We start from the raw sequence: 12705 nt of genomic DNA, 5'->3' as shown, positions 1-12705 counted from the left end.
GTTTATCGTTCCATTTCGCGGGTCTTTTGTCGTGGCTCTTTGGATAACAAGTCCTGAACAGCTCGTTTGATTTTGTATGCGTGGTTGGTGTCGCTTTTGAGTTTTTGGTATTGCTGATTTAGCCCTTGCTTTTTGGCAAGTAGCCTTTCTCGCTCGGCTCGCCATGTCTTTATCGGGATTGCCGTCCCGCCGTTTAGTGTATCTTTCAAATAGCGGTCTGCACGTTCAAACAAGATGCTGTACTTTTTGGCTAGACAATGATGTGTTTTTAGTTTAACACATACAGCCTAATTGTCATCCCCAAATAAGACATTCATATAATCTCGCCTTGCATATAGAATGCGGTCAACGAAAACAGTATCATCTATATAGCGGTAAAAAGAAATATAATTGCCACTGACCACAAACCTGTAATCGGTTTCAAAATTTATAATACTTTCAAGGGGTGAGCCGGATAACGGAAAATCTATCAACATTCTTAAACTCTTTGTTATTTTAATAAGTGTATTTGTTGCAGCGGTAGGGCTATCTAACTCTTTTTCGATGTATTCCTTGATTGATAATAAATCGTCATTGGCCAACGGTGAAATATGCAATTCAGCCATGCTACAACCCCAAATTCATTTCAACCGTGTCAACAGTAAGCCAGCCGTTTTCTCGTCCGGACTTTTGACCCTTTGCAAGTTCGCTCATAAGGCGAATTTTGGCTTGTGTTTTTTCATATTCGCCTATGTCTACAATAGCATAACGCCCTCTGCCATTTTTTGTAAGAAAAACGGGTTGATCGGCCGCTATATCACGCAAAACCTCATTATAGTTTCGTAAATCAGATACAGGTTTTATATTTGGCATAACAATCTCTCCTTCAAAATATAACTCTATTATTATTGTACCCTAATTCTTCGTAAAATGCAACAGCAATTTATCGTGACACTTTAATCGTTATTATCAAACCTCAACTTGAAATTAACAAACTTTCCGCCGGTGTCATCAAGTACAATCGTGGCATCATACTTCTTGCCTGTTTTAGCACTCGTTAGCCCCTCCGTAAACGCTTCACCATGAGTGAGCAAGAGCCGCACGGTAGTAGCATCCAGCTTGATTTTCTGGCTGGCAAAGAAACGGTTATTTTTCCAAAGAGCAAAGCCGCAATCGCGTTCTTCGCAACAATAGCCCTTGGGGTTCTCGTAAACTGTTTTACCGCAACGCGGGCAATCACCCATAGGGATAGGTATTGTGTCTGTGGCATCTTGAAACGCCATGAGATTGCACGCTCGGTTAATTGAGTCGGTAGACGGCGCATCCGGGGCAGGCGCGTTAAATTCTGCTTGTACCGTTTGCACCAAGTCGTGTACCATAGAAACAATACCACCCATAAACGTGTCAGCATTGAGGTTGCCATGCTCGATGTCGAGCAACTTTGTTTCCCATTCAGCCGTGAGCATCGGTGTTTTGAGCGTTTCGTGCAGCAGGGCAATAAGACAGCTCCCTTTTTCCGTAGGTAACAGTTTCTTTTTACTGCGCTCAATAAATCCTATTTTAATGAGCTTTTCAATTGTGCCGGCACGGGTGGCGGGTGTGCCTAAGCCTCTGTGTTTCATGAGGTCTGCTATACTGCTGCCCGATATGTTTAACGCTTCCATTGCACTGAGCTTATTAGCGGGGATGTCGTCAACATTGCCGACTGACAATGCGATGAGTTCATCATCTGACAGACTTTCGTCTAACGACATTGACGCAACAATCAGGTCGGCGGGGATGTCTTTATACGAAATGCCTGCGTTTTCCATTGCGCTAAGCAAGGTGTCCTCTGTGTAGTGCTTAGGCGGCGTTGTCTTGCCTTCGCGGATTGTAACCGTCACCGCTTCATATACTGTACCGATGTCTACTGGCGGCAAGGCTGCTTCTGTTGCGTCCTCCGGCTTTTCTTGACTCTTGCCCTTAATGTCGGACATACAACGCTCTTCAAGGGCTTTCCAACCGTTATTGATAACAGTTTTGCCTTTGGCTGTAAATGTTTCCTCAGCACATTCGATGATGATTTCTTTTGCTTCATAAGTGTGCTTATCTGCTGTTGCGGTAACAAGCCGAATCTTAACGAGTGACAAAACATCGCACTCAGCTTGATTGAGTGTATTCGTATCCGCGCTGGCCGCCGCTGCTGTGGGGATAATGGCATGGTGGTCGGTGACTTTCGCATTATCAACAACTTGCGTGATGTCATGGTTTGTCGGGAGTAGTGCTGACACAGAGCCGGCCATGTCTTCGGTAATGTACCTGCTGTCTGTGCGGGGGTAGGTGAGTAGCTTCTTTTCATAAAGTGATTGTGCTGCTGTTAATGTCTGTTGCGCCGTATGACCAAAAATACGGTTGCTGTCACGTTGTAGTGATGTCAAATCGTAGAGTTTCGGCGGCGCAGTTGATTTAACTGCCTTTTTTACGTCAACTACGACAGCATCTTTTCCGTTGCATTGCTCAGCGATTTTTTCAGCACGGCGTTGGTTAACGTGGCGTTCACCTTGGGCGATAAAACCGTTGCAATTAATCTCAGGTATGTAAAAAGTCTGTGCGCCGAAATTGTCAATTTCGTTACTTCGTTTGACGAGCAGTGCCAACGTCGGTGTCATGACACGACCGATATTGGTGGTGCTTTTGAGTAAACACGAATATAGACGTGTCGCATTGATGCCAACCAGCCAATCAGCTTGTGCGCGAGCCATTGCCGCATGGTAAAGGCTATCGTAATCGCTGCCCGGTTTGAGGTTGTCTAAACCGTCACGAAGGGCAGTCTCTTCTAAGCTGCTTGTCCACAGCCGGAGTATGGGCTTTTTGCATTTGGCTTGATTGTAAACTAAGCGAAATATAAGCTCCCCCTCGCGGCCGGCATCGGTCGCGCAGACAATCTCTTTTATCCGTTTGTCGGCCATCAACTTTTTAATGGCTGTGTATTGTGTATGTGTGTTCGCTGAAACAACATATTGCCATGGGTTAGGCACGATAGGTAAGTGTTCTAATCGCCATTTGGCGTACTTTTCATCATAAGCCTCGGTCGATGCCTGTTCAATAAGATGCCCGACGCACCATGTTATCAAATAGTTGCTGCCTTCGATATAATCGTTTTTGTTTTGCTTCGCGCCGACAACGGCAGCGATGGCACGAGCAACCGATGGTTTTTCAGCAATGATAAGTTGCATTATGATACCGCCCTTCCACCATCATTGATGGTAATGATTAAAAGTTGGCTGTCGTGGACTGTTGTGTCAGTCGGCAAAAATGTTACAAGCCGGCTGCCGGTCGTAGCGTAGGATGGCCGGAAGTGTATTGCGTGTTGCTCAATAAATCGCAGAAACTCTTGCCGCCGAGCTTTTTGTGCGTGGTATGCGTCGTGGTTGAAACCGTAACGACCAAGAAGATGGCCAAATTGCGCGTCGCCGGCGAAGAGTGCGGGGTCAATAAGGGATAGCTCGTCACCGTTGAGGATGACGACGGCCATTACACGCAAGTTGATTGTCTGCTCAGGCAAAATGATTGTTAAGTATTCGTTTGCGTCAAAAAAAGAACGGTTAAGTAATTGACCTATTGGGTCAAAAGACTGATGGCGGTTGCCAAAAATGAGCGTATTAAAGGCAGAAAAATCGGATGGCGAACGCCAATCTAAGAAAATGGCATCATTGGGATGTGTGTTGTTACCACCTTGAATAAAATGAGCATCGAGGCCGGTGCCGATGACACGCCCAACGATATTTGGGTTATATGCTTGTGCGTCAGCAACGGCGCGGTTGTCCGGATATTCATAGTGCGGGTCTTCGAAATCGTCCGGCCACGGGTCAGTTGTCGGCATGAGGGTAGGGGGTACTGTTGGAACTGCTGCCGGGCTTTCTGTTTGGGCAGATGTAGGTTCGGCATAATACGGCGACGGTTCGGCGGTGTCATTCGGACTATTGCGGGAATTGTCGCGGCTGAGTAAATTGACAACAGCCAGCAGCAAGACCATCCCGACAATCATAAGGGCTGTACGACCGCGCTTTCCGGCGCGTAATTTAGCGATTAGGTTCATGTTGCTTTCCCCCTTGTGGTGTGTTGTTATCTTGTTTTGCGGAAGCCTCTTTTGCAGCTTGGCAGCGGTCGGCGAGGGAGCTTTGCGACTTCGGTGCTATATCGCCTCTGTCAACCACATTATCCCTTACCCATTGCGCTGCCATCGTCTTGAATTGCTGGTAGTCACCCATAGTTGACCAACCTTGTAAATTCGGATGACGATACTCGTTTGTCATGCGGTCATAAGAAAAATAACTTTTCCCATCCGGCGCATCCAACGCACCGCTGCCATCGTCATATTCTCGCCAATGCCAGCCATCCGGGAGGCTTTCAGCAGGCTTTGATTTGTAGTGCATAGAGTCAGGGGCGTCAATTTCTTTTTCTTCCGTGATTAACTCTATCGCATTCAACACGCCGCTGATGTCGTAGCCTTTCGGGAATTGGCAAGCTATCTGCTTTTCAAGATACTTTTCTGCATTATTTAATGTTTTGTATGTTGCACAGCAATTCCAAGTATTCACCCATTCGCCTTGGGGGTTGAAACTGTCAGAAAAGTATGAGCTTTTTTGATAAACTGCAAACGCTGAGTTTTCCTCGCGAATTTGGAAGTTCCCGGCAATAAGTTCCTCGCGGTATTGCAAGTTGTCTTTCATAGTTTTTTCCTCCTGTAAATCTAAATAATCTTTTAGTGGCATATGCCCTTCATCGTTACCACACTTTGAGCAAGGGGACAATTTCAAAATCGGAAGAAATTTCGTATCCTTGCTTCCGTGTTCACATTTCACACAAACAAGTGCTGTCATCGCAAGGTCGTTATTCGGTATACCAAACAGGTTTTCAAGTGTGTTTTTCTGAAATCTACCATGTTTATCTCGACTTTGCATAGTGCGTTCCTCCTAACTGTTACGGACTGCTTCCGACACTTTCCAAGCCCAGCGAATTGTCATGTGCCACTCTTGCAGTAAAATGTGCGTTGGTTGTCGTTGGTGCGTTAAACAGCATGGCCAAAATATACGCCTTAATATTGCGAATGTCGGCCATATTCTCGCGAAGGCGGTCTAAAACAAAATTGATATGGCTATTATCCAGTGACAAAAACCGCTTCCGCACGACTTCGGTCGGATAGTCTGTTTTGGTGACGCAAAGCGTTTTCCGGTGTGTACAAACAGTTTCGACCATCAGCTCAACAATTTCGTCAACGAGAGGTTGATTAAAGTGTTGAATAAGTAAACCGGGGTAGTCGATATGGTCGTGGATTTTAGAACGCATCAAAGAAAATTCGTCAACGGTCGTATCCTGTCCTGTCTTATCACATCCAATGTCGTGCGTGTGTGCGGATGGATAAGATACGATAGGATTAGTATCGTTCTTCTCAGTATTATTCTTATTAGTATTATTAGGGTCGGTTTTTCCGAAGTCTAGAAGTCGGCTTTCCCGAAGTCTAGAAGTCGGTTTTTCCGAAGTCCGGACTTCGGCTTTTCCGAAGTCTAGACTTCGGGTTGTCATAAGATTGTCTTCCGGCTCATCGGAAGTTTGTGTTTCGGCATCGTCAAAGTCTTGTGTATCAATTGTTTTCGGTTGTGGTTTTTGAGTAGTCAGCGATGCGTCTAAAAACTTTCGCACATAGATAATTGCTGGCTTGCCTTGACGCTTGACGCGCTCAATAAGTGCAATTTTCTCCAACTCAGCCGTCATCTTTACGCCTTTATCACGACCGCAATTCAGATACTCGCAGATGTTTTCCAACGTGAACATAATAAATACGCGGTCTTTATCATCTGTCCAACTGTTTTTTATAGATAAGCTCATGCGGTCGAGCATGAGGCCGTATAGGATTTTTGCGCCGTCAGATAAGCTCTTATAACGAGCGTTTGTAAATAGAGCCTTTGGCAAGCGATAAAATGTATATTGTTCGGCTTCATGGCTGTAATAATAGCTCATAATTAAAGACCGCCTTTTTACATTTCTTTATGTCAGCCCCGGCATGGGGCAGGGCGCGGGATTTGCTGATGTAATAGCAATCGCCGCGCCCTGTTAAGAAGGGAGCTATGCTTTGGTTTTACGTTTGCGCTTCATCGCCATGAAGGCAAGAGGAAGGCCGGCAGAAGAGAGAACCATGAGAGCAATAAATAATGGAAGGTTGCGGCCGTCGCCGGTATGCGGGTTTTCTCTTTTGGGAATTGGGTCGTTGGTAAAGTCGATAGCAACAATTTGACCTTCTTCATAAATTGTTACATTTACACCCTCGTCTGCAATTAAATATCCGGTCGGGGCTTGGACTTCATAGATTACAAAATCGCCGGATGGGAAACGTTCAAATATTGCAACGCCGTCTTCGCCTGTGGTCGCTTCGTATAGACGAACACCATCTTGATACAACCCGAACACAGTGCCGGCAAGAACATTTCCAGTTGCGGAGCTTCGTTTGGTGACGTGGATGCAACCCCGGATGAGGTAGTTGTGGATTGACATTTCTGCTAATTTGTTCGCGGCGATGGTGATTGTTTGTTCTTCACTTAGGATAAAACCCTCGTTCAGCTCAGATGCTAACTCAATGACTGTCCATTCACCGACAAGCAAGCCTTCAAGGACAATTTCGCCGTTCTCATCCGTTTCGGCGTTGATTTCGATGCGCTCACCTACAACGGTTTCACCAATAATGGTAAACGGTACGCCGGCGATGGGCGTTTCGCGACCTTCAAATGTTTTGATGACGCGCAAATCACCACGCATGAGGTAATTGTGGATAGCAAGCTCGACAAGCTCATCTTCGGTGAGTGTAACAGTGACAGGCTCACTCAGGATAAAGCCCTCGTTTTGCTCTCCGGACAGTTCAGTTACAGTCCATTCACCGATGGGCAAGCCTTCAAGGACAATTTCGCCGTTCTCATCCGTTTCGGCATTAATTTCGATGCGCTCACCTACAACGGTTTCGCCAATAATGGTAAACGGTACGCCGGCGATGGGCGTTTCGCGACCTTCAAATGTCTTAATGACACGCAAGTCACCGCGCATGAGATAATTGTGGATAGGTTCACCGTCATTGACGGCAATCTTGATAACGGAAGTGCCTTGGTCGGCGGGTTCGATGCTGACCTCAAAATCTTCATCAGTGACACGGTAGCCTTCGGCTGTGGCCAGCTCACGGATAATGAAATTCGCCCAAGGCAATTCTGCAACAAATTCGCTGATGCCTACATCATTTAAGGTAATGAGCGATACTAAATCACCAGCTTCAATGACAATTTCACCGTCTACGCATAGGATGTCATCATACGCAAAGAGTCCAAAGACAACATCATGATACGGTGCATATTGACCGTCAAGCGTTTCCATCCATTTGTCAAGCTCAATCGCTACACGTTGCCGCACATTGACGCGGCTGATAAGTTCGTGTACAATCGGTGTGTATTGGTCGATATAGGCAAGTGTTACAAACTTCGGTGTTTCGTCCAATACAAAGCCTTGTGGTGCGTAGATTTCCACGACATGATAGTTACCCAAGAAGAGCGGCCGCGAAGAAGCGTTGCCGTTCGCGTTTGTCGTGATGGTGTCTACTATTTCACCGGCTACGGCTCGGACTGTGCCATCGGGTGTGATGATGTCTTCGGCGGCAATGATATTGAAGACCGCGCCGGGCAAGCCACGCTCGGCAAAGGCGGGGACGTGCTTGTAACCAAAGTCGGTTTCAGCGACTTCTGTGCCAACAAGCATATTGCCGACTTTTCTGACACTTATCACGCCCATGGCAGGGTCGTTGGCCATAATGACCTCGATAATGTCATTTTCGCCGGCGACGGAGCTGTGAACGGTAAACTGTACGGGTTCGCGTGACAGCAAATAGCCATATGGAGCGGAAATTTCGTGTAACTCATATTGGCCGCTGCGGAGTGGTAAAGGCATGACGAGCCAACCCTCTTCGTTGGTGTGGAAAATGTCAATTTCCGTTGGCGTGGGGTAGTTGAATGTTTGCGATACCCATTGCCCCGTTGCTAAGTCGCGGATGCGGAACGCCACGCCGGCCGCGGGGATTGTCTGCCCTGTGGTGGCATCAGTTTTTACGATACGGATTAAGCTCTCAAAAATAGGGTTACTGAGTATAAAACGATGGATTTGTCCGTCTTGGCTGATGAAAACGTCGAACGGATCAACCAATCGCACATCGCCGGGTGCGTAGACTTCGCGCACCGTATACCAACCAAATGGTAAGTAGCCTGTTTCAGCAAAACCGTTGGCATCGGTAGTGATTCGCGCCCTTTCAGTCGGCAATGCGTTTTCAAAGCTACCGGCCGAGCGCAAGAAAATGTCGAAGATTGCACCTTCCAGCGGCGGCATGATTTGTTGATTGCCTGTGTCCGGGTCAGTGAATTTAACAAGCGCAATTCGCCCCTGAATAACACGATTTAGCAACTCGGCGTCTGTGTTAGATACCGTCACAAGTTGCCCGTCATAGGCGATTGTTACAGGGTGACGCTCAGTGTTGAGTGTGTAGCCGTGGGGCGCGACACGTTCTACAAAATAGTAATCCCCAAGGGGCAGCTCGCGACTCGTGCCGACATTATTCGTGCCTGTGTAAATTGTATCAACCAATTGGTCTTGTGTAAAAATAATTGTGCCGTTCGGCTGACGGATGTCCCGTGCCGCGAAAATGTCAAAGATTGCGCCGTTGAGGGTGGCATCGCCTTGTGGGCGGTCACCGGTGTCGCGGTCTAGTTTGGTGATGGTGATGCGGCCGACCTGCGGACGATTGCCAACACTTACGTTGCCCCAAAAAACGGTTGCCGTTTGGTTGGTCGATGTTAATGTTACGCTGCGGGGTGTAGGGTCAAGAACGAAGCCATAGGGCGCGGTACGTTCTACAACGGTATATGCGCCCAACGGGAGCAAGTTTGACTCTGCGATACCCTCCGCGTTGGTGGTTATGGTTTCGACGACCGTACCGCCGGCGTTACGGATTTCAAATACCGCACCTGCAAGATTATACACGCTCATGCCGGGGTTTGTGCTGTGCTTCTCAACACGAATGCGTCCTTGCTGGCGCACGTTGTTAAATGTTGTATTTGCCGCCGCGCTACCTGTTTGCCCTGCGACAACTGTGATAACGCGCGGGTTGGGCGTGGGTGCGACGAAGCCATACGGCACGATTTCACGAACGCTATAATCTCCGGCCACGAGGTTTGGGACATAGACATAGCCGTTGGCGTTGGTGGTAAAATTGCCGATGAGGACGTTGCCTGTAACGCGCCTTACTTCAAACTCAAATCCTGCGCGGGTATGCCAATTTTCGACCGTCTTGTTGATACGCAAACTGCCGTGCGCTTCCCGCCATGTGACAGCAAAGCGAATGGGGTCAGCGGGGTCAACGCGATATGACCAGCCACCCAAGACTTGCGTACCCGGATTATTTTCGTTGAACAGGAGCGCGTACCAGTGCCTTGTTTCAGTACCGCGCAAGTCGCCGCTGTTGCGTATCCCTGCCGGTGTCGGAAGTGGAGCGAATAGTCGGAATTGGTCGCCACCGCGTAATTCCACGTTGCCGGTATGTCCTGTAATTGTGCCGCCGCGATTGCGTTGCAATGTTACACCGGTACCGAAATTGCTAACGGGCATGGTGATGGCGTTGCGTGTGTCTGCGTTGAACGTAATCCACGGCGTTTCTTGGCGATTTTCAGCAATATTGAGTGTGGCATTTACATTGGCATTGGAAAAAGATTTGTTTGCATGCGGCGGATGTGGTGCTGTTTCCAGCCATGCACGGAACGCCCGCGCTGCTGCAATACCTGTTGCGTTAATGCCAAAGAACGCATCGGGCGCACCGTAGATATATGCTAGTGTAATGCGCGAAAGGATGTACAATGAGTCACCACGTTGACTGCCGGTAAAAGATGTTATTGCCAATGGCACATTTGCAAGCGTGTCGAGATAATAACGTTGTCCGGGCGCGCCGAACGAATAATACAATGCTCGCGCCAACAAGAGATTGTTTGCTAAGACACGGTAAGCATAGTTACCCGGTAATGGTGCTGCGACAAGGGGTTCAAGGCAGTAAATGGGATATAGATTGCCTTCAAGCCGCATTTGGAAAAATTCCATTGTCCGTGTGCCGCCGGGGAGCTGCCACGCACCCGGCACATAGATAAAATGACCGGGACGGACAAATTGTACTGTGCCGCCTTGGGTTGGTGTTATATCTATCGTTTGGGCTTGTGCCGGCACGATTGATACCAGTGATATGAGCATCACCAGCGCGAGAATGAGTGAGATTTTCTTTCTCATGTGAGTTACCTCTTCTTTCTTTTGTTTAAGTTGTTTTTATATAAATCCCTTGCGGGAGTAAAGCGCGGTTACAGACAGAAAAATATTTACAGAAAATTGTACAAAAGTGCTTGACAAACATATAAACTATGTATATACTGTGAGTATAGACATTGTATACACTGTCGAATTGAAGGGAGTTGATTACAGTATGAGTACTGGTGTTATTCAAAAATGGGGCAACAGCAGCGGTATACGAATACCAAAGGTCATATTGTCGCAAGCGTCAATTAGTCCCAATGATGAAGTTGATATTATGGCAGAAGATGGGAAAATCATAATCAGGAAAGCAGCGCGGAAAAGACATATGCGGCTGGAAGAAAGACTTAAAGATTTTCAAGGCGAGTATGTCTTCGAAGAAGCAGATTGGGGCAAGCCGGTGGGGAATGAAATATGGTAATGATTTTTGAACAAGGTGACATTATCTTGCTGGATTTTGACCCACAGGCTGGACATGAACAAAAAGGAAGAAGACCGGCTATTGTGGTGAGTAATAATGTGTTTAACCAATTTACACGCGCCGCTATTGTTTGCCCGATAACCAATACAAACCGAGGCTTGCCGATACACATTATGTTGGATGCCAGAACGAGGACGACCGGCGTGATTATGTGTGAGCAAGTTAAGGCGTTGGACTTGTCCAAGCGAAACGCAAAGTTTTTAGAAAAAGCACCACAAGATATTATTGACGAATTGGTTGATATGGTGTTTTCGTTCTTTGAAATATAGTGAACAAATCTTGACTGTTGCGCCATTTTATGGTATAATTTAAATAACTAGAAATTCTATGATAAGGACAGGAACTATGAAAAAGAGATTGAGTATATTTTTAGGGATTGCATTATTGATGCTGTTATTTACAGCTTGCCAAAGGTCTGAGAGAGCTACATCATTGACCAAAGATACAGTCCCAACTGTTGAAGTGACGCCGCCGATTAGGTCTACGCCGCAGTTACTTGAATTTGCAAACCCGTGCCCGGAGGTTCAGCGACCCATAGTGATTGCGTCAAGGGCTACACCTGAGTCTGAGTATGAAACTGAGCATGAAGTTGAACCGCAATACGAGCTTGAAACTGAGCCGGTGGATATTTCGATGAATGTTCCTGCGCCTACTTCGCAACCTACTACACCTACTACTGCGCCGGGGGCTGCTAACACACCAAGACCGGCTCAGCAGCCTGTCCCTGCACCTACACCTGCACCTACTCCCGTACCAACGCCGCAATCTACACCGCAGGTTGTTGAAAGAGAGTTGAATAATGATAATTATTTAGGAACGCGAGATGGCGGAAGAAACTATGGCGATGGCGGTGCAGGATGTTTTTGGGAGCAAGGTAATTAAATAGTTCGAGGGCGGGGCTTCCCGCCCTCTTTTTGTTGCGCTAACGCTTAGGCGTTTTTGTATCTAAACACCGATTTGAGGTCGATGCCAAAGCGCGTCGGGTCGCCACCAATTCATGGTTGTAATCCTTGCCGCCTTTTGGGAAATAAACATCAACGCTGTACCCTTTGTTCAGTAGTGTTTTTCGTATTTCAATGGCGGCGGCCTTACCGGGGTCGTCGCCATCGAGCCGAAGGTCAACGTGCTTGATATTGGGATGGTCTTTGAGGTAACGGTCAAGGGCTTTGATTGAAACGCCGCCGAGGGAAAGGCGGTGGTGCGGTGCGCTGTGGTATGCGTTGTCACGTTGTTCATGTATATTTTCAAGCGTGAGGTGACTCAATAGGTCTATTGGCGACTCGTAGACAATCACCCTGTCACTGAGGCGAGGGATTGAAAAACAGTATGCTTTATTACTGCCGGCGACGTCTTGCTTAAAATTGCCTTTGGTAGCGCGGACGCTGGCATGACGTGGTTGGCCGTCTTTATCCTTTCCCACAAAGACACAAGCACCGTATTCATTTTCGTAAATGAGACCATCACGGACGCAATTTCCGATAACTCCTACATCAATGCCGCGCTCACTGGCAAGATAATCGAAAACGCGCTGGTTGTCGGCGTTAGGCAATGGGAGCTTAAAAGGTTTTGGCGGTGGTGGCCTTGATGCCGTTGTTAGTGTCGGTGACATGGTCGGTGTGTTTTTACCAACTAGGCTTTGTACTGCATCCACAAAATGTACGCCCCGGACTTTAACGAGAAAATCAAGTGCATTTGCGCCGCCAATATCCTGAGAGTGCCTATACCACTTGCCGTTGCTGATAGTAATGCTGTCATGGTCGCGGAGGCGGTACTCGTTGCCAACTTTGCGAAGGTTGTCCGGTTCATAGACCTGTAAATATGTGAGTATGTCGATGTTACGGGCAGCTTCGATTTGGGCTTTTGTTACGTTGTTGGTGGCTACGGTAGCCATA

General features: G+C 47.4%; 12 protein-coding genes. 3 read left to right on the top strand and 9 right to left on the bottom strand.

Annotated features, from left to right (window positions below; genetic code table 11):
• Nucleotides 1–2 precede the first annotated feature (2 nt).
• The 8 genes from FWE06_01045 to FWE06_01010 form a co-directional block, all read right to left on the bottom strand.
• Nucleotides 3–209, bottom strand: a complete 207-nt coding sequence (locus FWE06_01045; GenBank protein MCL2545767.1) for a hypothetical protein — start codon at nucleotides 207–209, stop codon at nucleotides 3–5.
• Between the two features lie 78 nt (nucleotides 210–287).
• The gene (locus FWE06_01040) at nucleotides 288–605 is read right to left on the bottom strand and encodes a type II toxin-antitoxin system RelE/ParE family toxin (GenBank protein ID MCL2545766.1); all 318 of its coding nucleotides are present in this window, start codon (nucleotides 603–605) and stop codon (nucleotides 288–290) included.
• Between the two features lies 1 nt (nucleotide 606).
• On the bottom strand, nucleotides 607–852 hold the full coding sequence (locus tag FWE06_01035; GenBank protein MCL2545765.1) for a type II toxin-antitoxin system prevent-host-death family antitoxin: 246 nt from the start codon (nucleotides 850–852) through the stop codon (nucleotides 607–609).
• Nucleotides 853–935: 83 nt separating this feature from the next.
• The gene (locus FWE06_01030) at nucleotides 936–3194 is read right to left on the bottom strand and encodes a DNA topoisomerase (protein ID MCL2545764.1); all 2259 of its coding nucleotides are present in this window, start codon (nucleotides 3192–3194) and stop codon (nucleotides 936–938) included.
• The gene (locus tag FWE06_01025; protein ID MCL2545763.1) at nucleotides 3194–4057 is read right to left on the bottom strand and encodes a hypothetical protein; all 864 of its coding nucleotides are present in this window, start codon (nucleotides 4055–4057) and stop codon (nucleotides 3194–3196) included. The genes FWE06_01030 and FWE06_01025 overlap by 1 nt, the downstream gene beginning before the upstream one ends.
• On the bottom strand, nucleotides 4041–4691 hold the full coding sequence (locus tag FWE06_01020) for a hypothetical protein (GenBank protein ID MCL2545762.1): 651 nt from the start codon (nucleotides 4689–4691) through the stop codon (nucleotides 4041–4043). The genes FWE06_01025 and FWE06_01020 overlap by 17 nt, the downstream gene beginning before the upstream one ends.
• 250 nt (nucleotides 4692–4941) lie before the next feature.
• Nucleotides 4942–5979 (bottom strand): DUF6017 domain-containing protein, encoded by a 1038-nt coding sequence (locus FWE06_01015; GenBank protein ID MCL2545761.1) that lies wholly within the window; start codon nucleotides 5977–5979, stop codon nucleotides 4942–4944.
• Between the two features lie 105 nt (nucleotides 5980–6084).
• Nucleotides 6085–10314 carry a SpaA isopeptide-forming pilin-related protein gene (locus tag FWE06_01010; protein MCL2545760.1) on the bottom strand — a complete coding sequence of 1410 codons (4230 nt, stop codon included), beginning with the start codon at nucleotides 10312–10314 and terminating at the stop codon, nucleotides 6085–6087.
• A gap of 190 nt (nucleotides 10315–10504) precedes the next feature.
• On the opposite strand from FWE06_01010, the gene FWE06_01005 reads away from it, so the two are divergent.
• From FWE06_01005 to FWE06_00995, 3 genes are all read left to right on the top strand, one after another.
• Complete coding sequence (locus tag FWE06_01005; GenBank protein MCL2545759.1) at nucleotides 10505–10753, top strand: AbrB/MazE/SpoVT family DNA-binding domain-containing protein; 249 nt, start codon at nucleotides 10505–10507, stop codon at nucleotides 10751–10753.
• Nucleotides 10747–11082: a type II toxin-antitoxin system PemK/MazF family toxin gene (locus FWE06_01000; protein ID MCL2545758.1), complete on the top strand. Its 336-nt coding sequence runs from the start codon at nucleotides 10747–10749 to the stop codon at nucleotides 11080–11082. The genes FWE06_01005 and FWE06_01000 overlap by 7 nt, the downstream gene beginning before the upstream one ends.
• 76 nt (nucleotides 11083–11158) lie before the next feature.
• The gene (locus FWE06_00995; GenBank protein MCL2545757.1) at nucleotides 11159–11695 is read left to right on the top strand and encodes a hypothetical protein; all 537 of its coding nucleotides are present in this window, start codon (nucleotides 11159–11161) and stop codon (nucleotides 11693–11695) included.
• 40 nt (nucleotides 11696–11735) lie between these two features.
• Here the strand turns inward: FWE06_00995 and FWE06_00990 are convergent, their stop codons facing one another.
• On the bottom strand, nucleotides 11736–12704 hold the full coding sequence (locus FWE06_00990; GenBank protein ID MCL2545756.1) for a DUF3991 and toprim domain-containing protein: 969 nt from the start codon (nucleotides 12702–12704) through the stop codon (nucleotides 11736–11738).
• Nucleotide 12705 lies beyond the last annotated feature (1 nt).

Source organism: Oscillospiraceae bacterium (assembly GCA_009780275.1).
Taxonomy (GTDB): domain Bacteria; phylum Bacillota; class Clostridia; order Oscillospirales; family UBA929; genus WRAI01.
The sequence above is the reverse complement of the archived record's forward strand: the minus strand, read 5'-3'. Positions and strand labels throughout refer to the sequence as shown.